The organism is Nonomuraea ceibae, from assembly GCF_019396325.1.
In the GTDB taxonomy this organism is placed as follows: Bacteria; Actinomycetota; Actinomycetes; order Streptosporangiales; family Streptosporangiaceae; genus Nonomuraea; species Nonomuraea ceibae.
On sequence record NZ_JAHKRO010000037.1, the window covers coordinates 46,383 to 68,962 of the forward strand.

The following is a 22,580-nucleotide window of genomic DNA, read 5'->3' on the forward strand; positions in this document are numbered from 1 at the left end:
CCGCTACCCGCGCGGGCCGGGTTCAGTCAGGAGATGGGCGCGTAGTTCGCCGACGGCGTCGGGGGAGAGGCCGACCACGCCGGTCACGTACGACTCCACCGAGCCGTGCCTGTCCGCCAGGTCGGCGAGGAACAGCCGCATGGCCTCGGCGGGGGCCAGGCCGAAGCCGGGCCACAGCTCCTCGTCCGGGTGGCGGGCCCGCCAGTCGGCGATGAACCGCTCGGTGGCCAGGCCGGTCAGCTCGTAGTCGGCCACGATGTCGTCGTCGGCCACGCCCGCCACGGCCAGGATCATCGCCGTGAGCAGGCCGGTGCGGTCCTTGCCGGCGGCGCAGTGGATCACGGCGGGGGCGCTGTCGGCGCGGCAGACCGTCTCCAGGGCGGTGCGCAGGTTGTCCACGCCGTCCTCGGTGACCTCCAGGTAGCGGTCGGCCAGGAAGCGGGGGACGCCCTCCGCCTCGTCGAAGGTGGCGAACTGCCAGCGCCGGCCCTCGATCGGCAGGTTGTGGTAGGCCAGGCCGTGCTCGTCGGGGACGCGCCCGTGCCTGTCGACCTCGAAGGGGTGGCGCAGGTCGATGACGGTGCGCACGCCCAGCGCGCGGAACGTCTCCAGGTCGGGTCCGGCCAGCCAGCCGAGGGAGTCGGCCCGGTAGAGCCGCTGCCAGCGGACGGTCCGGCCGTCCTTGGTGGCATATCCACCTATGTCGCGGAAGTTGTGGATATTTGCGAACTTGATGTGGCGGCTCACGCTCACCACCTTAGTTCGCGGACATTTCCGCCTGCTGGTCATCGGCGGCGCGGGCCTCCTGCGCCTTGCGGTCGGCCAGCTCGCGGCGGATCAGCAGCACCCAGCCGCCGATCGCGATGCCGATGAACAGCCACCACTGCACGCCGTAGGCCAGGTTGAGGCCGCCTCCGGCGCCCACGTCGGGGGCCGGCACCGGCTCGGGCGCCGCCGCGGGCGCGGGCTTCTGCTCGACCAGCTCCACGAAACCGCCCACGAGCCGGTACGGCAGCGCCTTGCCGATCTTGGCCGGGTCGATGAGCAGGACCTGGCCGGGCGGCAGCCCGGAGCGCTCGCGGATCCCGCTGTTGGCCTCGGTCTCGCCGGTACGTAGCCGCCCGGTGACACTTACCTCACCCGGCGGCGGCGGGGGCACGTCCGGCGGGGTGTCGGCGGTCGCCCCGGCCTTCACCCAGCCCCGGTTGACGAGCACCGCCTGGCCCTGGCCGATCACCAGCGGGGTCAGGACGTAGTAGCCGTTGCGCCCGTCCTGCGGCCTGCGGCGCACGACCAGGCCGTGCCCGGCGTCGTACGTGCCGCTGACCACGACCTTCCTGAACCGGTCGGACTCCTTGACCGGCTCGCCCGGCCGGGCCAGGGTGCCGAGCGGCACCGGGGCTGCCTCGATGTTGGCGGTGACCAGGTCGCTGTTGGCCGAGCGCTCCTCGAAGCGCCCGAACTGCCACCGGCCCAGGAACACGAAAGCGGGGATCACGAGCAGCACGACGACGTGGAGCGCGATCCAACGGGGCGTGAGCAGGAACCGGTACACGCTACAAGGGTAGGCACCGATGCCGGTGGTCAGGCGCCCGGCACCGCCGTGACCTCGCGCGGGCCGCCCACCTCGTGGCCGTCGGCGCAGCGCAGGTGTTGCTCGACGGGTGCGCCGCAGTCGCGGTGGGTCAGCAGGACGGGCGGGCCCTCCTCGCCCGCCAGATACTTGTCGCCCCAGTGCATGAGCGCGACCAGCAGCGGATAGAGGTCGCGCCCCTTGTCGGTGAGCCGGTACTCGTCGCGCTGGCGCTGGCCGGGCTCGCGGTAGGGCTCCTTGCGCAGCAGGCCCTCGTCCACCAGCCGGGTCAGCCGGGCGCTGAGCACCTGGCGGGGGGCGCCGGTGAACGCCTGCATGTCGGCGAAGCGGCGTACGCCCCGGAACGCCTCACGCAGCACCAGGAAGGTCCACTTCTCCCCGACGATGTCCAGGGTCCGCTCGATGGAGCAGTTGGCCACCCGGAAAGGCACGTTCATGGTGCACATCATACCTGAGTTCAGTTGACAGACTCAGATCGTTGAGGGCAGGCTGGGTCTGTGATCCGAACTCAGGAGCCGCTGATCCGCCCGGCGCGGGCCGACGACGACGAGCGCGTCCGGCGCTTCCTGGCCGGGCTGTCGCCGCAGACGCAGACGCTGCGCTTCTTCACCGGCGTCACCCGGCCCTCCGCGAGCCTCGTGCGCACGATGGTCGAGGTGGACGAGCGCCGTGACGCCCTGGTCGCGCTGCACGGCGACGAGATCGTCGGCCACGCCATGAGCTACCGGGGAGGCACCGCCGACGTGGAGATCGCCGTGGTCGTCACCGACCAGTGGCAGGGCTTCGGGCTCGGCCCCAGGCTCCTCGGCACGCTCCTGATCAGAGCCGCCGTGCGGGGCGCCACCACCGTGGGCATGGACGTGCTGGGGGAGAACAGGCGGGCGCTGCGGATGATCCGCAGGATCTGGCCGGAGGCCGGCATGAAGGTCGCGTCCGGCGCGGTCGAAGTGACCGCTATGATCCAACAGGCGGGAGTATTTGCGGAACAACGTTCTGGTGGCTCACCATTGACAGCGTGAAGAGTGTCAAGAACGGACGCGACGGACGGACCCGGATCATCGAGGGCGCGCTCCGCCGTTTCAGCCAGGACGGCGTCTCCGCCACGACCCTGGCCAGCCTCCGCGAGGAGAGCGGCGTGAGCGTCGGAAGCTTCTACCACCACTTCGCCAGCAAAGAGCACGTCTTCGGCGTGCTCTACGGCGAGATCCTGGCCTCCTACCAGAGCGAGTTCCTCGCCGAGCTGGTCGGGCACGACGACGCCCGTGCCGGGATCGAGGCGATCGTCGCGTTCCACATGCGCTGGGCCGGAGAGCACCCCGAACGGGCCCGCATCCTGGTCAGCGAGCGCCCGCCGCGCAAGCACGAGCCGGGCGGCGCCGAGGTCGCCGAGGCCAGGCGCGGCTTCTTCCGCCAGGTCTCCGACTGGTGGCGGCCGCACATGAAGAACGGCCTGCTCCAGCCCGTCCACCCGACCATGTGCTACGTGCTGTGGCTCGGGCCCGCGCAGGAGATGTGCCGGCTGTGGTTCGCGGGCGCCCACACCCCCACCGACGAGGAGATCAGGGGGCTCGGCGAGGCCGCCTGGCAGAGCCTGCGCCAGCCCTGACCGGCGGCCCCAGCCGGGCGGGCACCCGCCAGCTCGACCGGTCGAGCGAGATGTCCAGCCGCAGCTCACCGCGCTGCCTGCGCAGGCCGGGCACCCGTACGCGATCGTGCACCGCGAACCGGCCCCGGTGCCGGTAGCCGAAGCCGAGCTCGCCGGGAAGCACCCGCATGTCGTCGTGGTTGCCGCAGCGCGGGCACGTCCACGAGACCAGGTCCAGCCACCGGTTGTAGCCCGAGCAGGCCGCGAAGTATTCGTCCGGCGCGAAACGGGACTGGCAGGTCAGGCAGGGGATCAGCACGAATCCGCTCCTCGTCGAACGGCACAGCGGCTCCCCAGAAGTATCGCGCCCCACTTGTTCCCAGCTTGCGGAAAACTTGGATGTCTCGGTAACAGTATGATCACTGACGGTATCGGAGGTTCCGTTGTGATCTGCGGTGAAAGGATGGTCTCGTGGAACGACTGCGTGAGCACCTCCTGGAGACCGGCTACACGATCGACGGCGTCCGCGACCGGCTGGGCGACATGGCGGCCACGGCGCTGGCCCGCGAGGAGCTCGTGCCGGCCCTGCGCGCCACCGCCGCCGGCGACCCGCTGGGCACGCTGATCCGCCTGTGGTGGCTGGGTGCCCCCGTGGAGACGAGCGCGCTGCACCCGTCCGTGCTGGAGTCCGGCCTGATCGCCGTCTCCGGCTCGCAGGCCCGCGCGACCGTCCACCTCCAGCCCTGGGAGACCGGCGGCTACGTCGTCTCCGACCGCAAGGTGCGGCCCGGCGACCCGGCGCTGCGCCCCGACCACGTGGTCGGCGCGGGCGGCGCCTCCGCCAACCTCGCCCAGCTCGTCACCCGCCGCCCCGTCGGCCGCGCTCTCGACCTCGGCACCGGCTGCGGCGTCCAGGTGCTCTCGCTGGCCGGGCGGGCCGGCCACGTCACCGCCACCGACGTCAACCCGCGCGCCGTCGAGCTCGCCCGGCTGAGCTGGCAGCTCTCCGGCCTGACCGGCGTCGAGGCCCGCACCGGCTCCCTGTACGAGCCCGTGGCGGGCGAGCGGTTCGACCTGATCGTCTCCAACCCGCCGTTCGTCATCTCGCCCGGCGGCCGGCTGACCTACCGCGAGACCGGCGGCGACGGCGACGGCTTCTGCCGCGATCTCGTACGGGACACGCCCCGGCACCTCAACCCCGGCGGCCAGGCCCACTACCTGGCCAGCTGGCTGCACGTCGAAGGCGAGGACTGGCGCGACCGCGTCGGCGGCTGGCTCGGCGAGACCGGGTGCGACGCCTGGGTGGTGCAGCGCGACGCGCAGGACCCCGCCGAATACGTGGAGCTGTGGCTCAAGGACGCCGCCGAGCAGGGCACCCCCGGCTACACCGAGCACTACGACCGGTGGCTCGCCTGGTTCGAGGAGCACAAGGTCGAGGGGATCGGGTTCGGCTGGATCAGCATGCGCAGCTCCGGCACCCTGGACCCGGTCGTACGCCTGGAGGAGCTCACCCACCAGGTCACGCTGCCCGTCGGCGGCTACGTCGACGACGTGCTCGACGCGATCGGCGCCGCCCACCGGGTCCGCGACCTCGGGTCCGCGCTGCTGCGCACCGCCGACGGGCTGCTCGACGAGCGGGTGGGGCTGCCGGGGGCCGAGGACCCGATGCGCATCGTGCTCCGCCAGACGACCGGGCTGCGCCGCAGCAGGGAGGTCGGCACCGTCGAGGCGGCGCTCGCCGGGGTCTGCGACGGGGAGCTGGCGCTGGGGCCGCTGCTCAACGTCATCGCCGAGCTGGTCGGCGACGGCGAGATCCCGGACGCCGACGCCATCCGCCCCCTCATCGCGGAGGGCTACTTCCTGCTCTAGGCCTTTTCGGTTGCCCAGGCTCAGCGCCTTTGATTCGCCGTTGATCGGTTGTTGACGCCGCCGGTGGAAGCTTCTGACTACGACACGGACCTGGGGGGTTCGAGGACCGTGTCGGGTCCGGCCGGTCGTCGATGTGAGGCGGCTAGCCGCTACGCGGAGCATCCGGATAACCGGGCCCCCTAGCGACGCGTGGCGGTCAGATGGCCGGCCGGGCCGCGTATCTCATCGGCCACGGGGGTCGTGACTCCAAAGGGACAGCCTTGTTTAACCATGTGTGGATGACACGTCTGGACGACGAGCTGTACTCAGGACTCGACGACCTGAGCGCTGTCGAGGAGGACCTTGATGTCCCCGGCCTCGGGCGCGCCCAGCCTGGTGAAGATGGCGAAGGCCTGGCGTAGGCAGTCGACGCTCCTGGAGACGCTGCCCAGCCCGCGCAGCGCCTTGCCCAGCACCGCCAGCGACAGGGCCTCCCCGAACGGGTGGCCGATCTCCCGCGACACGACCAGCGCCTGCTCGGCGTGGCGTACGGCGTCGGGGTAGCGCTCGGCGGCGATGAACGTCTCGGCCAGCCGGGAGCAGACTCGCTGCTCCCACACCCGCTGCTTGCTGGCGCGGAAGAAGGCCAGGCACTCGGCGTGGTGGTGCACGGCCTCGGTGAGCCTGCCGACGCGCGACAGCACGATGCCGAGGTGGTAGCGGGCCCTGGCGGTGCCGGCTCCGCTGCCGATCTCGGTGAAGATGGCCAGGCCCTTCTCGGCCGCGGCGATCGCGTCGTCGGGGCGGCCCAGGCCGAGGTGGTCGCGGGCGGAGTAGCTGAGCACCAGCCCCTCGCCGGCGGGCACGCCGTTCTCCCGGTAGAAGCGCATGGCGGCGTCGAACCAGGCGAGCGCCTCGGTGTGGCGGCGCTGCCGGCCGACGACGACGGCGAGCGCGTTCAGCACCTCGCCGGTGACGACCTTCTCCTTGCGCTCGACCGACAGCGTGTGGACGATCTCGAACTGCTCCTCCGCCTCCGGCAGCCGGTTGCCGGCGAACAGCACGCGGCCGAGCACGTAGCGGGCGCGCAGCTCGCCGGCCTGGTCGCCGAGCCGCAGCGCGGTGGCGAGCACGGCGCGGGTGCCGAGGTCGAACTCGCGGGTGTGGGTGCCCGACTCCAGCAGCGGCTCCATGGCCACGAGCAGGTCGCCGGCGGGCAGGAGCTGCTCGCCGGTGCGCGAGGACGCGGCGGCCTGGTTGATCGCGGCGAACAGCGAGTCGCCCTCGGCGATCAGCCAGGCGACGGCCTCGTCGGCGGTGCCGAACGTGCGCCCGCTGCCGACCACCACCAGGTTGTCGGAGATCATGCTGCCCTCGTAGGCCAGCCGGTGGGCCGACTGGGCGGAGGCCAGGTAGAAGCCGAGCAGCCGCCGCAGCGCCATCGTGCGGGCTTGGGGGCGTTCGCTCTTCTCCAGCGCCCGCCTGGCGAACAGCTTGAGCAGGTCGTGGAAGCGGTAGCGGCCGGGCGCCGGGGCCTCCAGCAGGCTGGCGTCGACCAGCGACTCCAGCACGTCCTCGGCCTCGATCACCGTCGTCGAGAGCACGGCGGCTGCGGCGCCCGCCGAGATGTCCGGCCCGTTGGGCAGCGACAGCAGCCGGAAGGCGCGGGCCTGGGCGGCTTCGAGCTGGCCGTAGCCGAGCGCGAAGGTGGCCTCGACCGCCAGGTCGCCGACGCGCAGCTCGTCGAGCCTGCGCTGCTCGTCGGCCAGCCTGGGCACCAGGGAGGCGACGGTCCACGAGGGCCGGGCGGCGAGCCTGGCGGCCACGATGCGCACGGCGAGCGGCAGGAAGCCGCAGGCGGCGACCACGTCCATGGCGGCGGCGTGCTCGGCGGCGACCCGTTCCGGCCCGGCGACCGAGGCGAACAGCGACAGCGCCTCGTCCGGCTCCATCACGTCGAGGTCGATGAGCTTGGCCGACGGCAGGTCGGCCAGCTTGACCCGGCTGGTGACGATGGCCGCGCAGCCGGGCGAGCCGGGCAGCAGCGGGCTGACCTGCCGGGCGTCGCGGGCGTTGTCAAGCAGGACGAGGATGCGCCGGTCGGCGAGGATGGACCGGTACAGCGCCGAGCGTTCGGCCAGTCCTTCGGGGATGACGTCGGTCGGGATGCCGAGCGCGCGCAGGAACGCGCCGAGCGCCGATTCGGGCGCGGTCGCCTCGTCGGTGTAGCCGCGCAGGTCGGCGTAGAGCTGGCCGTCGGGGAACAGGTCGCCGGTCGCGTGCGCCACGTGCACCGCCAGCGCGGTCTTGCCGACGCCGCCGATGCCGCAGATCGCGGCGACGGGCACGCCCTCGGCGGGCGACTGGGCCGACAGCAGCGTACGCAGCCGCCGGGCGATCTCCTTGCGGCCGGTGAAGTCGTTCACGGCGGCCGGGAGCTGCGCCGGGCGGGGCAGCTCGGGCGCGTGCTCCTCCTCGGCGGGCGGCTCGTCGGGGGCCACCTCGGCGGCAGCGAGCGTGGGGTCGGCGGCCAGGATGCGCTGGTGCAGCGAGGTCAGCTCGTGGCCGGGCTCGATGCCGAGCTCCTCGACCAGCGCGTCGCGCGTCTCGGTGAACACGGCCAGCGCGTCACCCTGCCGCCCGCACCGGTAGTAGGCCAGCATGAGCTGGGCGCGCAGGCGCTCGCGCAGCGGGTGGTCGGCGGTCAGCGCGATCAGCTCCGACACGACCGCGGCGTGGTTGCCCAGCTCCAGGTCCATGTCCATGAGCGTCTCGATGGCGCTGATGCGGCGCTCGATCAGCCGGTCGCGCTGGTGCTCGGCGTACGGGCCGACGGCCCCGGCGAGCGGTTCGCCCTCGAACAGGGCGAGCGCGGCCCGCAGGCCGGTGGCGGCGGCGGACAGCCGGCCGGACCTGCGGGCGCTCTCGGCCTCGGCCATGCCGCGCTCGAACCGGGTCAGGTCCAGCGCGTCGCCGGGCAGTCGCAGCGCGTAGCCCCTGCCGACGGAGGTGAGCAGCTCGGGACGTGAGCGGGCGGGCCTGTCGGGCTCCAGCACCGTGCGCAGCCGGGACACGTACGTGCGCAGCGCGCCGAGGGCCCTGGGCGGCGCTTCCTCGCCCCACACGGCGTCGATCATCTCGGCCGGGGTGACCGCGCGGCCTTCCCGCAGGAGCAGCATGCCGAGAATGGAGCGCTGCAGCGGCGTGCCGAGGTCGAGCTCCTGACCATCGCGCCACGCGCGGACGGGACCCAGTACGGCGAACCGCAGCCCGCCTTCGATGTCCTGACCAGCCATGCCGCCTGTCCCCACATCAATGGAACGATTTGTTACCAAATGATAGATCCAATGACGCCGAGCACCTAGGAATGCGGGCATTCGTTAACCGAAGCGTTGGCCGCCTTTTGACGACACGGCCTTTACGACACAGGCCCCGCCCATTCCGGGCGGGGCCTTCAACGGATTTTCCTATGCTGCTTCGACTGCCGTCTCGACCAGACCGAGCCTGTGGAGCAGCCGTTCTCGCACGGCCGGCCATTCGGAGATCAGGATCGAGTAGAACGCCGTATCTCGGACCGTGTCGTCGGCGCCTCGGCTTTCCGCTCGCCGCACCCCGTCGAAGTGTGCGCCGAGGGCCTCGATGGCGGCCCGGGATCGGACGTTCCTCACGTCGGCCTTGAGCGTGATGCGGTGGACCTGCCAGGTCTCGAAGGCGTGCGAGAGCATCAGGAACTTGCTCTCCCGGTTGGCACCCGTGCCCTGGGCGGAGGCGCCCAGCCAGGTGTAACCGATGTCGGCCACGGACGGGACCTCGCCCACCGCACCACGCGTGCCCGGAGGCCAGGGCATGGGACCCTGCCAGTACTCCAGGTTCATGAGACGGGTGGCACCGACCACGCGGTCGGTGTGCAGCCACCGGATGGCGAAGGGCACCGTGCGGCCCTCCGCCTGCTCAGCCAGCGCGGCCTCCACGTAGGAGACCATCTCGTCCCGGTTGCCCGGGACCCGAGTGAAGCCGTAAGTGGACCGGTCTTCACTCGCCGCGGCGATCAGGTCATCGACCACCGCGAGGCTGAGAGGTTCCAGGCGCACGAGGCGCCCGGACAAGGTGACAAGAGCGGACATGTGCACATGATGGGGGTTGCTCGGAGTCCGCGGAACCACGCTATCGGGGCCGTCGTCCCCGCACCTCGGAAAGCACGGTGTTTCCGCAGGTCAGAGGGGTAATTCGGAAGGATCTCCGGGGAAGATTTCGCCTAACCGTGACATCCGGTCGGCACCAGCGCCGGACGCCGTTCACGCGACGCCAGCGAGAGCTCCTTCAGGCCCATCGAAAGATGGTCGAGCGAGGCCGCGATCCACGGCAACTGGAGCGGATCGGGGCTGGTCAGCGCGGTCAGCCGGTCCTCGGTCGTGTCCCCGTACAGCAGGCTGACCGCAACCCGCACGCGCGCGGCGGCCGGGTCGTCGCCGAAGGCGTGACCGGGCAGCACCCCGAGGCCGTGCTGGTCGAGCAGGAGCCGGGTGACGTCGGCCGAGCCGCCGAGCCGCAGATGGCTCAGGTCCGGGTAGAGGTAGAAGCCGCCCTGCGGGGCCGGCACGGAGGCGCCGATCTCCACGAACCTGTCGTGTACGGCGCGGGCCAGCGTGCCGTGCAGCCGGCGGCTCTGCCTGACGCGCTCGGTGAGCTCGCTGGGGTCGGTGAAGGCGTACGCCGCGGCCTCCTGGATCGGGGCGGCCGGGGCCGACCAGATCTCGCTGGCCACCGCGAGCAGCCGGGCGCGCAGCTCGTGCGCGTCGTCGGGCAGCCGCGCGACGCCGATCCGCCAGCCGCCCAGGGCCAGGCTCTTGCTCAGCCCGGTGGTGACGATCGTGCGCTCGGGCGCCAGATCGGCCGGGGAGGTGAAGGACGTGGAGGGGTCGTGAAGCAGGTCGCGGTAGATCTCGTCCGAGATGACGTACAGGTCCAGTTCGCGGGCGAGCGCGACCAGGCGGTGGATCGCCGAGCGCGGCGCGAGCCGGCCGGTGGGGTTGTCCGGCAGCGTCACGAGCAGGGAGCGTACGGTCCGGCCCTGGGCGCGGGCGTCCAGCACGGCCGCCTTCACCAGGTCGGGGTCCGGCACGCCGCCCTGGCCCGAGGGCGCCGGGATCAGGATCGGGCGTGACCCGACGAGGTCGGCCTGCGCGGCGTAGCTGACCCAGCTGGGCATGGGCAGGACGACGTCGCCGCCGATCGCCAGGAGCAGGCCGTACAGCAGGGATTTGCTGCCTGGCCCGCAGACGACCAGCTCGGGGTCGGTGATGAGCCCCCGTCGTGTCCAGTAGCCCGCCGCCGCCGTCCTGAGCTCGGACGCCCCCGCGACCGGCCCGTAGCCGTTGCGTTCCGATGCGGCGGCCAGCTTGTCGCGCAGCGCCGGGTGGACGGGCAGTCCTGCCTCACCGAAGGCGAGGTTCAGCACGCGTTCCCCGGCGCGTCGTCTTCGTTCGATGTCCTCGTTCGCCGCCAGGGTGGCGGAGAGAGTCACGGTCATGTTTGTCACGTTCCCAGGGTGGTTGTAGGAAGGCATCAGGACAAGCGAGGCTTTTTGTGGGTAGGCGTAAGGAAGTCCGATGCTCGATTTGCGGCGTTTGACGTTGATCTGCGAGTTCGCTCGGCGCGGCAGCATCGCCGCGACCGCGGAATCGCTGGGCTACAGCCCCTCCGCGGTCTCTCAGCAGCTCGCCGCGCTCGAACGCGAGACCGGCACCGCGCTCATCGACCGGACCGCGCGCAGTGCCGAGCTGACCGACGCCGGCCGCAGGCTGGTGGCGCACGCGGAACGCATCCTTTCCATGGTCGAGGAGGCTGAGTCGGACCTTTCGGCTCACGCGGGCAGCCCCGCCGGACGTGTCGTGGTTACCGCCTTCCCCACAGCGGCCGTCGCATTCGCCCCGGCCCTCGCCAGGTCCCTCCGCCGCCACACCGAACTCACGCTCAGGCTGGGGCAGAGCAGGTCGGGAAAGGGCATGCGGGAGGTGCAGTCAGGCGAGGTCGACATCGCGCTCGTCGACGACTGGTACGGCATGGCCCGCGACAGCGAGAACCTGCGCGTCTTCCCGCTCCTGCACGACCCCCTGGTGCTCGTCGTGCCGCGCAAGCACCGGCTGGCCGACCCCGACGTGCCGCTCGACCTCAGGGAGCTGCGCGACGAGCCGTGGATGGCCACCCCCGACGGCGAGCCGTCCCGCCTGGCGGTGGACCGGCTGTTCGTGGACGTGGGCGGCACCAAGCCGACGCCGTGGGAGTTCGAAGGACTCGGCACCATCCTGTCGCTGGTCGCCAAGGGCATCGGCATCGCCGCCGTGCCCGCGCTCGCGCTGGCCGCCGGCGTGCGCGGGCTGTCGGTCCGCCACTTCCCCGGCAATCCCGTCGGCCGCGACGTGCACGCGGTGGCGCGCGTCTCCAGCGTCAACCGGCCCTCGGTCTCGGTGACCCTGCGAGCCATCCACGTGGCCGCCCGCTACATCGCCGCCGATCTGGATCCGGTACGGTTCGCCGACCGGTAGCGTTCTGCGCCATGGCGCCGACGTACGACATCGAGACCCTCCTGCTCGCCCAGCCGAGCGTGCGCACGGTCGCGGGCGTGGACGAGGTGGGCCGCGGAGCCTGGGCCGGGCCGGTCACCGTGTGCGCCGTGGTCACCGACCTGTCCGCGCCGCCCACCGGGCTCACCGACTCCAAGCAGCTCTCCGCCGCCAAGCGCGACAAGGTCGCCGCCGAGCTGGAGACCTGGGCCGCCGGCATCGGCTTCGGCGAGGCGGGCCACGACGAGATCGACCGGCTCGGCATGACCGAGGCGCTGCGCAGGGCCGCCCGGCGTGCCCTGGAAGCGCTGCCCACCAGGCCCGACGCCGTCATCCTCGACGGCAAGCACGACTACATCGGCGCGCCCTGGCCGGTGCGCCTGGAGGTCAAGGGCGACGCGGCCAGCATCTCGGTGGCCGCCGCCTCGGTGCTGGCCAAGGTCAGGCGCGACGCGTACATGGCGGAGATCGGATGTGAGGCGTACGGGTTCGCGGAGAACGCCGGATATCCGTCGCCGCAGCACCAGCAGGCGCTCGCCGAGCTGGGGCCGACGGCGCACCACCGGCTCTCCTGGTCCTACTTGGACGACCTGCCGGCCTGGCGGCACCTCAAGCGGCACCGCGACCCGGCCGCCGTCGAGGGGCAGGTCAGCCTCTTCGGCTGACACTGGGCTGCGGCGTCGGCCATCATCGGTGGGATGCGCATCGGCATCTTCCTCGTCGCCGCCCAGTTCCCAGGCGGGGAGCCGGGCCGGATCCTGGCCGACACCGTCGAGCTGATCGTCGCCGCCGAGCGGGCCGGGTTCGACGACGCGTGGATCGCCGAGCACCACTTCATGACCTACGGCGTGTGCCCGTCGCCGATCACGCTGGCCGCCGTCGCCGCCGGGCGCACCACCAGGATCGGGCTCGGCACCGCCGTCAGCGTGCTGTCCACGCAGCATCCGATCGCCCTGGCCGAGCAGGCCGCCATGCTGCACCACCTGTCGGGCGGGCGCTTCACGCTCGGCGTCGGGCGTGGCGGGCCGTGGGTGGACCTGGAGGTGTTCGGCACCGGGCTGGACCGGTTCGAGCGGGGCTTCCCGGAATCGCTCGACCTGCTGACGGCCGCCCTGTCAGGCGAGACGGTGTCGGCCTCCGGTGAGTTCTTCGCCTTCCGCGACGTGCGGATGGTGCCGTCGGCGCGGCTGCGGCCGGTGGTCGCGTGCACGTCGGGGTCCACGATCGCGCTGGCGGCCGCGCGCGGGCTGCCGATGCTGCTCGGCGTGCACGTCGGCGACGAGGAGAAGGCGGCGGCGGTGCGGGCTCATGGCGCGTCCGGTGTTCCCGGCTCTTCCGGGGGGCACGTCGCCGCGGCGGTCGCGCACGTCGCCGACACGACGCCGCAGGCCGTGCGGGAGCTGAAGGAGTCGATGCCCGCCTGGCTGAAGCCCGGTCTGGCGAGCTACACGCCGGTGGACGGGCGGCCACGACCCGAGCGGGACGTGGACGCGTACGTGGACTTCCTGGCCCGGATCCACCCCGTGGGCTCGCCCGAGCACTGCGCCCGCACGCTGCTGCGCACCGCCGAGACGACCGGGATCGACCACTTCATCCTGATGGTGGAGGCGGGCGGGAACGCCGCGGAGGACGTGCGGCGGCTCGGCGCCGAAGTGCTGCCGCTGCTGAGAGGCCGCCCGCCCGGAGCGGCGGGCGGCCCCTGAACGGATCAGCAGTCCACCAGCTCCGGCTTCTGGTTGAGGATCTGCGCCCGCGGCGTGACGAACTCGCTCAGCGCCTCGCGCGCCGCCGGGTCGAACACGGCCACGCGGTGGCAGTTCTGGAAGGCCAGCTTCATGCCGAAGTGGCGCTCCAGGGCGCCCCGCATCGCGTCGCTCGCCAGGCAGCGCAGGAGCTGCCCTCGGGCCTCCTCGTCCGGTGGCGGCACCTGGTTGTCGGCGAACTCGGCGCCGGTCCTGTCACGCTGCTCGACCAGCTCGGTGATCACCGACCAGGCGTAGGGCAGGGAGTCGCGGACGCAGGCGACGAACGCCGCGTCGTCGACATCCCCGGCTCTGGCCTGGTCGAGGAGATCGTTCGGAACGGTCAGCGACATGCTGTCTCCTTTCGAAAGACATCAACTTGACGCTAGGTGAGCCTCCGGAAACGCTCCAGATGGCCGTAGGGCGACAGTCGTGTGGGTCAGGCGGCCGGAGGGCCGTAGACGAAGTCGGGGTCGACCTGACCGGCCAGGTCGAGGCCGGTCCTGGCGTTGGCCCAGGCGCGGGCGTTGCGCAGGTGGAACTCGGCGGCCTGGCGGCCGAACCGCACCCAGTCCTTCTCCTGCTCGTCGACGTGCTTGAGCAGCACGGCGAGCGCGTCGGAGTTGGCCGGCTCCAGGTCGTCGAGGCTGAAGGCGCGGCCCTGCTCCATGGCGCGCACGGCGGAGGAGTGCTCCATCCAGGTGAGCAGGTCGTCGCCCACGTGCTCGCGCAGGAAGTCGACGTCGGAGGGGCCGTGGACCTTGTTGCCGACCACGGCCAGCGGCACGTCGTAGTCGGCCGCGTAGTCGCGATACTGCCGGTAGACGCCGACGCCCTGGCGGGTCGGCTCGGCGACGAGGAACGTCAGGTCGAAGCGGGTGAACAGGCCGGAGGCGAAGGAGTCGGAGCCCGCCGTCATGTCGACCACCACGTACTCGCCGTGGCCGTCGACCAGGTGGTTGAGCAGCAGCTCGACCGCGCCGACCTTGGAGTGGTAGCAGGCCACGCCGAGGTCGTCGTCGTTGAACGGGCCGGTGGCCATCAGGCGGAAGCCCTCCGGCGTCGGGGCCGCGTAGCGGTGCTCGGCCAGGTCCTTGACGGACACCAGCCGGGAGCCGCGGCCCGGCGGGGTCGTCTTGACCATCGCGTCGGCGGAGGGGATGCGCGGGTTGTCGCCGCGCAGGAAGTCCTTGATCTCCGTGAGGTGCGCGCCGAGCGGCTCCGGTGGGCTGTCGAGCCCGAGCACCAGCGACAGGTGCTGGTTGATGTCGGCGTCGACCGCCACCACCGGCGCGCCCCTGCCCGCGACGTATCTGGCGAACAGCGCCGAGATCGTGGTCTTGCCGCTGCCGCCCTTGCCGACGAACGCCACCCTCACGGGAACCTCCTGGCGATGATTATGAAAACCGTTTCCGCTCGTACGGGTGACCATCATGCCACACTCGGTGCATGCGAAACGATGATTTGGCGATGGCCGTGCGGTTGCGTGAAGAAGGCAGGAAGGAGGAGGCGAGGACGGCGCTGCTCGCCCTGGCGGAGCGATATCCGGACGACGCCGAGGTCGCCTGCCACACCGCCTGGGTGCACGACTCGCTCGGGCTGGAGGCCGAGGCGGTGCCCTATTACGAGCGGGCGCTGGCGGGTGACGGGCTGACGCCCGGCGACCGGCTGGGGGCCTTCACCGGCCTGGGCAGCACGTTGCGGGTGCTGGGACGGGTGGCCGAGTCGCGGGCGCTGTTCCGGCGGGCGCTGGAGGAGTTCCCCGGAGACCCGGGGCTGCGGGTGTTCGAGGCGATGGCGCTCTACAACGCGGGGGAGTCGCGGGAGGCGGTCTCCGCGCTGCTCAAGCTGCTCGTGGAGGCCGGGCACGTGGGCGGTTATGAGCGGGCCGTCGCCTATTACGCGGACAATCTGGACGAGACGGTCTAGCGCGTCAACCTAAGGATGTAGCCGGGATCAGACCCTGGGCCGATGTGACGGCAGGTGATCGCGTCGTAGCGTTGAGCTGACCAATCGGGGGATCGGCTCGGGGGTGACCGCGATGACCCTGACAGCCCGGCCGGCGGCGCGTACGGCGTCCTGGCAGGTGTTGCTGGCCATCATGCTGGTGGTCTTCGTGGTGGTGCCCGTCGCGGCCTTCTACGGGCTGCGCGCCCTGGGAGTGAGCCCGTGGCTCGCTCTCATGGCCGGGGCCGTGGTGCCCGCGGCGGTGCTGGCGCACAAGGTGATCGCCGGCGGGCGGATCGACGGGCTCGACCGGTTCACGATCGCCACGCTGGCCCTGACCGGCGTCAGCTCGCTGTTCAGCGGCGATCCGCGGCTGCTGCTGCTCAGGGACGCGCTCACCGGCGCCGTCGCGGGCGGCTGGGCGCTGATCACCGCGATCTCGTCCCGGCCGCTCGCCCTGGAGCTCACGCTCCAGCTCGGCGCGCCGGAGCGGGAGGCCGCCTGGCGGACCTCCCCGGCCTACCGCGGCGCCATCCGCACGATCACCGCGCTGTGGGGCGCGGGGCTGCTGCTCGACGCGGCCGTCTCGGCGGTGGTGACCTTCACGGTCCCGCCGGACCTGGTGCCGCTCGTCCGGCTGTCGGGGCTGGCCTTCGTGGCCGCCGCCGTCACCGCGGGCGTCATCCACGCGCGCCGCTACCACCGGCGCCACGGCCACCGCCTGGTGATCCCCGACAACGGCCGCATCGTGCTCGACTACCCGACCTGAGGGGGCACCCATGACGACCACCCAGCTCACCGCCGAGGTGCGACGGATCGCCGGCCTGCCGTTCGACGAGAGCGAGACCCTGCCGCCCGAGGCCTACACCTCGCCAGAGTTCCACGCCCTGGAGCTGGAGCGGATCTTCCGCAGCGACTGGCTCTGCGTCGCCCGCGCCGACCAGCTCGCCGACCCCGGCGCCTACCTGCGGCTCGACCTGCCCGGGCGGCCCCTGGTGCTCACCCGCGACGAGGACGGCACGCTGCACGCGCTCTCGCGGGTCTGCCGCCACCGGTTCATGGACATCCTGCCGCCCGAGACCACCCCGGAGCAGGGCCGGCTCAAGCGCCTGACCTGCCCGTACCACACCTGGACCTACCGGCTCAACGGCGACTTCGCCGGACGGCTCGCCGGGGCGCCGCTCATGCGCGCCCCCGGATTCGACCGCGCCGCCTGCCGCCTGGCCGCCTACCGGCTGGAGGAATGGCACGGCTTCGTCATGCTCAACCTCGACCCCGGCGCGCCGCCGCTCGCCCCGGAGCTGACCGGCCTCGACGCCGTGCTGGGCGGGTTCGACCTGGCGTCCTGGACGCACGCCGCGACCATCCGCTGGGACGACGTGCCCGCCAACTGGAAGGTCGCCCTGGAGAACGGGTCGGAGAACTACCACCACATGGGCACCCACGCCGACACGCTCGAACCCGTGGCGCCCGCCCGCGCCACCCGCGTCGACGAGTGCGACGGCCGCTGGTTCACCATGCACACCCCCGACCCGGCCGACCCCGGCACCGGGCTGACCATCGCCGGGATCTTCCCCAACACCGTCCTGGCCCTGCAATCGGGGCTCGCGGTGTGGGCCACCTGGTGGCCGACCGGGCCGGTGACGCACGACGCAGTCTTCCACGTCCTCGTCCCGCCGGGCGCCGCCGGGCAGCCGGGCTTCCCGGCCTACCTGGACTCGCTGGTCGCCGGGCTGCGGCTGATCCAGGACGAGGACCTGGTGGCCATCCACGGCGTCCAGCGCGGGCTGTCGGCCGCCCCCGACCCGCCCGCGGGCCGCTTCTCCCACCTCGAACGCCCCCTGTGGCAGTTCCAGCGCTACCTGGCTTCCCGCCTCGACGCCGAGGCGTCGGGGTGACGGTCGGCCCCGCGGGGCGGCCGCGTCGGCGCACTGGGAAGATCTGGCTCGACGGCTACCGTGGCCGGCTGGGGTTCGTGACGATGCTGCTGCGGCGGGTCTAGCCGCAGGCGCTGTCCAGGGTCAGCGGGCGTTCGGGGCTCGGGGTGGCGTCGGACGACCGGTCGGGCGTGGCCCCGCGCGCGGCGGTCCCGTCGGGGGCGGTGTGGCCGGTGGCGATCGTGGGGCGCTCGGAGAGCACCTGCGAGACCTTGCGCCGGATCAGGTGCCAGTCCGGGTCACCGGTGCTGATCAGGGGCGGGACGAAGCTGAGGCTCCTGATGTGGGTGTCCTTGACCTTCTGCGACAGCTCGACGAGCGCCGGGAGCACGTCCTGCGGCAGGTCGGTGGAGATGGCGCGCTTGGTGGCGGAGGCGAGGCTCTCGAAGCTGTTGAGCACGGTCACCGGGTCCGCCTGCTTGACCACGGCGTTGAGCAGGCACTTCTGGCGGCCCATGCGCACGTAGTCGTCGCTGTCGGTGCGGGAGCGGCCGTACCAGAGGGCTTCCTCGCCGCTCAGCTTGCGGGTGCCGGCGGGCAGCAGCCCTTCGCGGTGCCTGCCGTAGACGATGGGCTCCTCGACGGTGACGCGGACGCCGCCCATCGCGTCGACGATCTCGGCGAAGCCCTTCATGTCGATCATGGCGTAGTAGCTGACCGGGATGCCGAGAATGCCGCTGACGGTCTCCTTCAGCAGCGCCGGGCCGCGCTTGCCGTCAGGCTGGCCGGGGACCATCTCGGGGTGGTCCTCGGCGTACTGGAAGACCTCGTTGAGCAGGCCGGGCGTGGCCGCGCCCGCGCCGGTGAAGCCGTAGGGGAACAGGTCGCGCGGCGGGCCGGCCGGCATCGGGACGTTCTGGAGGTTGCGCGGGAGGCCGAACAGGGTGGTGGCGCCGGTCGCGGTGTCGACGCTGGCCACGGTCATGCTGTCGGTGCGGACGCCGGGCCGGTTGGGCGCGGAGTCGGCGCCGATGAGCAGGAAGTTGACGCGCTGGGCGCCGTTCCACGGGTCCTGGGCGACGACGGGCGAGGAGTTGCCGGCGAACAGGGTGTGGACGACGTCGCGCGACAGGTAGGCCAGGCGGGCGGCGTACGCGGTGGGGGCCAGGACGAGCGCGCACAGGGCGATGGTCAGGGCGGCGGTGAGGCCGCGGGCGACCGCGTGCGAGGAGGCGGGCCGGACCAGCAGGTACGACCAGATGATCACGGTGGTCCAGGCGACGGCGAGGACGGCGAGGGCGAGCGCGAGCACGGTGATCCAGCGCGGCTGCACGGCGAGCGACAGCAGCCGGGCGCTGAACGCGGTCAGCACCGTGAGGATGAAGCCCAGCATCAGGACATATATGGACATGAGCAGGATGCCGGTCTTGTGGCGGTGTGTTGCCATGTGTGCCACGCCCCACAGCAGGGCCGAGCCCAACGTGAGCACGATGCTCGCTCCGGGCCCGAAACCGCGTTCCTTACCTGTCATGCCTGGTCAAACCCCCGCTTCTGGCCAATCCCTCCCACGTTAGTGACGCTTTGCCGTTGTATGACCTGCCCTCAGGGAAGGGGCGTGCCAATATCCGGTCAAGAGATTCTTTGAGTTATAACGTGATTGTGCGTGGAAACTACGGGTTCGACGCGGCTTGGGCTCTGGCAGGGCTCGTCGCGGGAGGCGCGCTGCTGGCCGCCCTCGCGGCGCTCGCGTACGCCAACGACGTCCCCGAGGCGGGCGTCGCCTTCGTGTTCGCCGCCTGCTACACGCTGGCCAGCGCGGGCAGCTACTTCTACACCGCGCGGCGCGGCAGGTTCGCCGTGTGGGAGCGCGAGCTGGCGCGGCTCAAGGGGGACGAGGAGCTGCTCGACCTGGGGACGGGCCGCGGTGCCGTGCTCATGACAGCGGCCAGGCTGCTGGAGGGCGGACGGGCCACCGGCGTCGTCTGGCACGCGCGGGGCGAGGCCGCCGTACGCGCGAACGCCGAGGCCGAAGGCGTCGCCGACCGGGTCGAGGTGGTCACCGGCGACCCCGGCGAACTGCCGTGCCCCGACGAGTCGTACGACGTGGTGGTGTCGAGCCGGCCGACGCGCGAGCTGACGATCCAGGAGGCGTACCGGGTGCTGCGGCCCGGCGGGCTGCTGCTCGTCGCCGACGACAAGCACACGCAGGCGTACGAGGCCACGCTGCGCGAGCTCGGCGTCACCGACGTGCGCAGGCGCGACCTGGGCGCGCGCTTCTGGTACGGCGGGCCGTGGGCCGCGACGTGGCTGCTGGAGGCGCGTAAGCCGTAACCGCCGGGTTTGCCGTTCGCCACGCGGGTATCGACGTGACCTTATGAGCGACGTGGAGATCGGCACGATCAGCACGAAAGTGCCCGCCCGGCTGGATCGGCTCCCCTGGTCGCGCTGGCACTGGATGATCGTGATCGGTCTCGGCACCGTCTGGATCCTCGACGGCCTAGAGGTCACGATCGTCGGCAACCTGTCCGCCCAGCTCGCCAAGCCGGGCAGCGGCCTGGACATCACCCAGCAGCAGGTGGCCGGCCTCGCCGCCGCGCTCTACGTGGCCGGGGCCTGCTCGGGGGCGCTGTTCTTCGGCTGGCTGACGGACAGGTTCGGCAGGAAGAAGCTGTTCATCATCACGCTGATCGTCTACCTCGTGGCGACGCTGATGACGGCGTTCTCGTTCAGCGCGTGGTGGTTCTTCCTGTTCAGGTTCCTCACCGGGTTCGGCATCGGCGGGGAGTACGCGGCCATCAACTCGGCCATCGACGAGCTCATCCCCAGCAGGCACCGGGGGCGCATCGACATCCTCATCAACGGCAGCTACTGGCTCGGCGCGGCCGGCGGCGCGCTGCTGACCGTGCCGCTGCTGAACGACCTGCCCGTCAACATCGGCTGGCGGGTGGCGTTCGGGCTCGGCGTGGTGCTGGGCCTGGCGATCCTGCTCGTACGCAGGCACGTGCCGGAGAGCCCGCGCTGGATGTTCATCCACGGCCGTGAACAGGAGGCCGAGGCGATCGTCGACGACATCGAGCGGCAGGTCGGCGGGCACCTGCCGGAGCCCGCGCAGTCGATGACGATCCACCAGCGCAAGTCGATCGGGTTCGTCCGGATCGCGCACACGATGGTGGCCCTCTACCCGAAGCGCACCGTGCTGGGGCTTTCGCTCTTCATCGGGCAGGCGTTCCTCTACAACGCGATCACCTTCGGGTACGCGCAGATCCTGTCGACGTTCTACGGCATCGACACCCACACGGGCTACTACTTCGCGGTCATCGCCGTCGGCAACTTCCTCGGGCCGCTGCTGCTCGGGCCGCTGTTCGACACCGTAGGACGGGTGCCGATGATCTCGGCCACCTACGTCGGCTCAGGGCTGCTGCTGCTCGGCACCGCGTGGCTGTTCAACGAGGGAGTGCTCACCGCCGTCACGCTGACGGCGTGCTGGTCCGTGGTGCTGTTCGTGGCCTCGGCCGGAGCCAGCTCCGCCTACCTGACGGTCAGCGAGATCTTCCCGATGGAGACCAGGGCCATGGCCATCGCGTTCTTCTTCGCCATCGGCACCGCCGCCGGAGGCATCGCCGGTCCGCTGATCTTCGCCGAGCTGGTCTCCAGCGGCGTCCCCGGCGACACGGCGCTCGCCTTCGCCATCGGCGCGACGTTGATGATCCTGGCCGGCGTGGTCGAGCTGATCTTCGGCATCAAGGCCGAACGTCGCGGCCTGGAGGACATCGCGGCCCCGCTCTCAGCGGCCTCGACAGGCAAGGACGCATGACGCGCAGCACCTGCGTGCTGTCGGCCAGGTAGAGGTGCGGCACGTCCACGAACACCCGCATCGGGCCCAGCGTCAGCCCCAGCTCGTGCGCCATCCCCGCCTGCACCTCGGCGAGCGGCAGGTAGTTCAGGTAGCTGGTGAAGGCGTTCTGCGAGCGGAACGTCGCCGTCATCACCAGCGCGCCCTCCCTGATCCGGAACGCCAGCCCGATCAGGCACGGCACGCAGTCGTACGGCTCGCCCGGCACCGTGAGCGAGATCCACGCGCTCTTGCTGTACGGCTTGACGCGCAGCAGATCGGCGGCCCAGCGCAACTGCCCCTTGATCCGGGCGCCATAGCTGTACTTGAACGGCGCCACCACCGTGTCCTGGCTGAACTTCCTGCCGTACAGCGCCAGCCGCTCGGCGTCACCGTAACGCTCCACGATCGGGTCGTCCCGGCGCACCTCGGCGATCTCGAACAGCACCGACGGCCCCTCCATCACCGGGCCCCGGTCGTCGTCGGCCAGCGCCCCCTCCGTCCACACATGGCGCATCAACCAGATCCACGCCTCCCCACATGACGCCCACTCCGCAGGATCGGGCATTCAGGTCTCCAGATTCGGGAACTCGTACGGGTTACGGGGGAGCCGGCGCCGCCGCGACACGTTGCACCGCACGTAATAGACCGAGTAGTGCACCAGCGCCACCATCAGGACGCCGAACAGCAGCAGGAGCGCGTTCGGCTCCTGCCTGGCCAGGCCGGTCACGCCGACCGTCAGGTAGGCGGAGTTCACCAGCGACAGCACCATGACGTTCACGCCCGGCCAGGCCAGCGGCGCGTACGTCTCGGGGAAGCGCGGGTCGACCGGCAGGTTCGGCGACCAGCCGAGGTCCGCCGCCAGGCGGGTCGCGTACAGGAGCCGGAAGTTGTTGATCGCGCGGGCCGTCCTGGCGTGCGCGTTGACCGCCTCGATCAGCCGCAGGAACGGCAGCACCGCCAGCACCCCGAACGCCACCACCAGCGCGAACAGGTACCAGGGCACGCTCTGCCAGGCGGTCAGGCTCTCCGGGTCGACGACCTTGGCGCTGGTGAGCGCGATCGCCGCCAGGAACGGTCCAGACAGCAGGCTCATCGCGAGCCTGGTCATCTTCAGGCGCTCTTCCTTGGCGGCGAGGTGGACCGCGTAGATCCCGGTGAAATCGGCCGTGGCCAACTGGAGGAACTGGGCCGGGCCGAGCCCGTCGGCCGGGGGTGGTTTCCGCATGAGCGTGCTCCCGCATTCTCCCTTAACCCCAGTATGAGCACACTCTTTGGGAAATGACGGGGATTCTTACCATTGGTACCAACAAATCGTCAGGAAGTCGCCTTCGCAGCGGCGACCAGCCTCGGCAGTGCCCCATCGTGTCGCTCGTCCCCGTCGGCAAAGGGCTCGCCCGTCAGGCGCTTCGCGCCCTCACCCGCTCGGCGTGCTTCCCGGGGCCTTCGGCCCCTCCACGAGGCGAGGGCAAGCCCTCGCGCTCCGCCGCCCGTCACGCGGTCGGGGTGGTTGGGGTGGTTGGGCCGATACCGGAGCGGCAGATCGCCCACAGGGGGTGCGGCAGATCGCCCACAGGGGGTGCGGCAGAACG

Annotated in this window: 23 protein-coding genes; 11 read left to right on the top strand and 12 right to left on the bottom strand. The window is 71.6% G+C overall.

Going from position 1 to position 22,580, the window contains the following annotated elements; genetic code table 11:
* Positions 1-3: 3 nt before the first annotated feature.
* The 3 genes from KME80_RS23110 to KME80_RS23120 are packed head-to-tail and all read right to left on the bottom strand — an operon-like array spanning position 4 to position 2,031.
* Complete coding sequence (locus tag KME80_RS23110) at positions 4-747, bottom strand: tyrosine-protein phosphatase (RefSeq protein WP_219508200.1); 744 nt, start codon at positions 745-747, stop codon at positions 4-6.
* Between the two features lie 10 nt (positions 748-757).
* Positions 758-1,555: an SURF1 family cytochrome oxidase biogenesis protein gene (locus KME80_RS23115; RefSeq protein ID WP_219508201.1), complete on the bottom strand. Its 798-nt coding sequence runs from the start codon at positions 1,553-1,555 to the stop codon at positions 758-760.
* Positions 1,556-1,584: 29 nt separating this feature from the next.
* Positions 1,585-2,031, bottom strand: coding sequence for a winged helix-turn-helix transcriptional regulator (locus KME80_RS23120; RefSeq protein WP_219508202.1), 447 nt, complete (start codon positions 2,029-2,031; stop codon positions 1,585-1,587).
* Positions 2,032-2,091: 60 nt separating this feature from the next.
* Here KME80_RS23120 and KME80_RS23125 point away from each other — a divergent pair, with 60 nt between their 5' ends.
* A complete protein-coding gene (locus tag KME80_RS23125; RefSeq protein ID WP_219508203.1) occupies positions 2,092-2,613 on the top strand; it encodes a GNAT family N-acetyltransferase in 522 nt (173 codons plus the stop codon).
* Positions 2,610-3,200, top strand: coding sequence for a TetR/AcrR family transcriptional regulator (locus tag KME80_RS23130; protein WP_219508204.1), 591 nt, complete (start codon positions 2,610-2,612; stop codon positions 3,198-3,200). Before KME80_RS23125 ends, KME80_RS23130 begins: the two co-directional genes overlap by 4 nt.
* On the opposite strand, the gene KME80_RS23135 is transcribed toward KME80_RS23130, so the two are convergent.
* On the bottom strand, positions 3,154-3,498 hold the full coding sequence (locus KME80_RS23135; protein WP_308125894.1) for a hypothetical protein: 345 nt from the start codon (positions 3,496-3,498) through the stop codon (positions 3,154-3,156). The genes KME80_RS23130 and KME80_RS23135 overlap by 47 nt on opposite strands.
* Before the next feature lie 152 nt (positions 3,499-3,650).
* Between KME80_RS23135 and KME80_RS23140 the strand changes: the two genes are divergently transcribed.
* Positions 3,651-5,048, top strand: a complete 1,398-nt coding sequence (locus KME80_RS23140; protein WP_219508205.1) for a DUF7059 domain-containing protein — start codon at positions 3,651-3,653, stop codon at positions 5,046-5,048.
* A 305-nt stretch (positions 5,049-5,353) separates the two neighbouring features.
* Here the strand turns inward: KME80_RS23140 and KME80_RS23145 are convergent, their stop codons facing one another.
* From KME80_RS23145 to KME80_RS23155, 3 genes are all read right to left on the bottom strand, one after another.
* Positions 5,354-8,323 (bottom strand): AfsR/SARP family transcriptional regulator, encoded by a 2,970-nt coding sequence (locus KME80_RS23145; RefSeq protein ID WP_219508206.1) that lies wholly within the window; start codon positions 8,321-8,323, stop codon positions 5,354-5,356.
* Between the two features lie 171 nt (positions 8,324-8,494).
* A complete protein-coding gene (locus KME80_RS23150) occupies positions 8,495-9,151 on the bottom strand; it encodes a GNAT family N-acetyltransferase (protein ID WP_219508207.1) in 657 nt (218 codons plus the stop codon).
* 131 nt (positions 9,152-9,282) lie between these two features.
* Positions 9,283-10,557 (bottom strand): pyridoxal phosphate-dependent aminotransferase, encoded by a 1,275-nt coding sequence (locus KME80_RS23155; RefSeq protein WP_219508208.1) that lies wholly within the window; start codon positions 10,555-10,557, stop codon positions 9,283-9,285.
* Between the two features lie 79 nt (positions 10,558-10,636).
* Here KME80_RS23155 and KME80_RS23160 point away from each other — a divergent pair, with 79 nt between their 5' ends.
* The 3 genes from KME80_RS23160 to KME80_RS23170 are packed head-to-tail and all read left to right on the top strand — an operon-like array spanning position 10,637 to position 13,293.
* Entirely contained in the window at positions 10,637-11,572 is a 936-nt protein-coding gene (locus KME80_RS23160; RefSeq protein WP_219508209.1) for a LysR family transcriptional regulator, read from the top strand.
* A gap of 11 nt (positions 11,573-11,583) precedes the next feature.
* Positions 11,584-12,255 carry a ribonuclease HII gene (gene rnhB, locus KME80_RS23165; RefSeq protein ID WP_219508210.1) on the top strand — a complete coding sequence of 224 codons (672 nt, stop codon included), beginning with the start codon at positions 11,584-11,586 and terminating at the stop codon, positions 12,253-12,255.
* 33 nt (positions 12,256-12,288) lie between these two features.
* The gene (locus KME80_RS23170) at positions 12,289-13,293 is read left to right on the top strand and encodes an LLM class flavin-dependent oxidoreductase (protein ID WP_219508211.1); all 1,005 of its coding nucleotides are present in this window, start codon (positions 12,289-12,291) and stop codon (positions 13,291-13,293) included.
* A gap of 5 nt (positions 13,294-13,298) precedes the next feature.
* Here the strand turns inward: KME80_RS23170 and KME80_RS23175 are convergent, their stop codons facing one another.
* Positions 13,299-13,685, bottom strand: coding sequence for an SCO5389 family protein (locus tag KME80_RS23175; protein WP_219508212.1), 387 nt, complete (start codon positions 13,683-13,685; stop codon positions 13,299-13,301).
* Between the two features lie 86 nt (positions 13,686-13,771).
* On the bottom strand, positions 13,772-14,710 hold the full coding sequence (locus tag KME80_RS23180) for an ATP-binding protein (RefSeq protein WP_219508213.1): 939 nt from the start codon (positions 14,708-14,710) through the stop codon (positions 13,772-13,774).
* A gap of 71 nt (positions 14,711-14,781) precedes the next feature.
* Here KME80_RS23180 and KME80_RS23185 point away from each other — a divergent pair, with 71 nt between their 5' ends.
* The 3 genes from KME80_RS23185 to KME80_RS23195 all read left to right on the top strand — a co-directional run bounded on the left by KME80_RS23185 (position 14,782) and on the right by KME80_RS23195 (position 17,177).
* Positions 14,782-15,261: a tetratricopeptide repeat protein gene (locus tag KME80_RS23185; protein WP_219508214.1), complete on the top strand. Its 480-nt coding sequence runs from the start codon at positions 14,782-14,784 to the stop codon at positions 15,259-15,261.
* Positions 15,262-15,373: 112 nt separating this feature from the next.
* On the top strand, positions 15,374-16,048 hold the full coding sequence (locus KME80_RS23190; protein ID WP_219508215.1) for a VC0807 family protein: 675 nt from the start codon (positions 15,374-15,376) through the stop codon (positions 16,046-16,048).
* Between the two features lie 10 nt (positions 16,049-16,058).
* Positions 16,059-17,177 carry an aromatic ring-hydroxylating oxygenase subunit alpha gene (locus KME80_RS23195; RefSeq protein WP_219508216.1) on the top strand — a complete coding sequence of 373 codons (1,119 nt, stop codon included), beginning with the start codon at positions 16,059-16,061 and terminating at the stop codon, positions 17,175-17,177.
* 100 nt (positions 17,178-17,277) lie between these two features.
* Here the strand turns inward: KME80_RS23195 and KME80_RS23200 are convergent, their stop codons facing one another.
* The gene (locus tag KME80_RS23200; RefSeq protein ID WP_246645513.1) at positions 17,278-18,603 is read right to left on the bottom strand and encodes an LCP family protein; all 1,326 of its coding nucleotides are present in this window, start codon (positions 18,601-18,603) and stop codon (positions 17,278-17,280) included.
* Positions 18,604-18,809: 206 nt separating this feature from the next.
* On the opposite strand from KME80_RS23200, the gene KME80_RS23205 reads away from it, so the two are divergent.
* Together KME80_RS23205 and KME80_RS23210 are read left to right on the top strand one after the other, a co-directional pair.
* Positions 18,810-19,487, top strand: a complete 678-nt coding sequence (locus tag KME80_RS23205) for a class I SAM-dependent methyltransferase (RefSeq protein ID WP_219508218.1) — start codon at positions 18,810-18,812, stop codon at positions 19,485-19,487.
* 43 nt (positions 19,488-19,530) lie between these two features.
* Positions 19,531-20,970: an MFS transporter gene (locus KME80_RS23210; protein WP_219508219.1), complete on the top strand. Its 1,440-nt coding sequence runs from the start codon at positions 19,531-19,533 to the stop codon at positions 20,968-20,970.
* Here the strand turns inward: KME80_RS23210 and KME80_RS23215 are convergent.
* Together KME80_RS23215 and KME80_RS23220 are read right to left on the bottom strand one after the other, a co-directional pair.
* Entirely contained in the window at positions 20,897-21,505 is a 609-nt protein-coding gene (locus tag KME80_RS23215) for a thymidylate synthase family protein (protein ID WP_219508220.1), read from the bottom strand. The two genes, KME80_RS23210 and KME80_RS23215, sit on opposite strands and share 74 nt — an antisense overlap.
* A gap of 51 nt (positions 21,506-21,556) precedes the next feature.
* The gene (locus KME80_RS23220; protein ID WP_219508221.1) at positions 21,557-22,216 is read right to left on the bottom strand and encodes a hypothetical protein; all 660 of its coding nucleotides are present in this window, start codon (positions 22,214-22,216) and stop codon (positions 21,557-21,559) included.
* Positions 22,217-22,580: the final 364 nt, after the last annotated feature.

What these genes read in the sequence shown, in the direction of transcription:
- KME80_RS23120 (WP_219508202.1), bottom strand. Translation starts at nt 2,031, where the DNA reads ATGAACGTGCCTTTCCGGGTGGCCAACTGCTCCATCGAGCGGACCCTG.
- KME80_RS23145 (WP_219508206.1), bottom strand. Translation starts at nt 8,323, where the DNA reads ATGGCTGGTCAGGACATCGAAGGCGGGCTGCGGTTCGCCGTACTGGGT.
- KME80_RS23150 (WP_219508207.1), bottom strand. Translation starts at nt 9,151, where the DNA reads ATGTCCGCTCTTGTCACCTTGTCCGGGCGCCTCGTGCGCCTGGAACCT.
- KME80_RS23155 (WP_219508208.1), bottom strand. Translation starts at nt 10,557, where the DNA reads ATGACCGTGACTCTCTCCGCCACCCTGGCGGCGAACGAGGACATCGAA.
- KME80_RS23160 (WP_219508209.1), top strand. Translation starts at nt 10,637, where the DNA reads ATGCTCGATTTGCGGCGTTTGACGTTGATCTGCGAGTTCGCTCGGCGC.
- rnhB (WP_219508210.1), top strand. Translation starts at nt 11,584, where the DNA reads ATGGCGCCGACGTACGACATCGAGACCCTCCTGCTCGCCCAGCCGAGC.
- KME80_RS23170 (WP_219508211.1), top strand. Translation starts at nt 12,289, where the DNA reads ATGCGCATCGGCATCTTCCTCGTCGCCGCCCAGTTCCCAGGCGGGGAG.
- KME80_RS23175 (WP_219508212.1), bottom strand. Translation starts at nt 13,685, where the DNA reads ATGTCGCTGACCGTTCCGAACGATCTCCTCGACCAGGCCAGAGCCGGG.
- KME80_RS23185 (WP_219508214.1), top strand. Translation starts at nt 14,782, where the DNA reads ATGCGAAACGATGATTTGGCGATGGCCGTGCGGTTGCGTGAAGAAGGC.
- KME80_RS23190 (WP_219508215.1), top strand. Translation starts at nt 15,374, where the DNA reads ATGACCCTGACAGCCCGGCCGGCGGCGCGTACGGCGTCCTGGCAGGTG.
- KME80_RS23195 (WP_219508216.1), top strand. Translation starts at nt 16,059, where the DNA reads ATGACGACCACCCAGCTCACCGCCGAGGTGCGACGGATCGCCGGCCTG.
- KME80_RS23200 (WP_246645513.1), bottom strand. Translation starts at nt 18,603, where the DNA reads ATGGCAACACACCGCCACAAGACCGGCATCCTGCTCATGTCCATATAT.
- KME80_RS23210 (WP_219508219.1), top strand. Translation starts at nt 19,531, where the DNA reads ATGAGCGACGTGGAGATCGGCACGATCAGCACGAAAGTGCCCGCCCGG.
- KME80_RS23215 (WP_219508220.1), bottom strand. Translation starts at nt 21,505, where the DNA reads ATGCGCCATGTGTGGACGGAGGGGGCGCTGGCCGACGACGACCGGGGC.
- KME80_RS23220 (WP_219508221.1), bottom strand. Translation starts at nt 22,216, where the DNA reads ATGCGGAAACCACCCCCGGCCGACGGGCTCGGCCCGGCCCAGTTCCTC.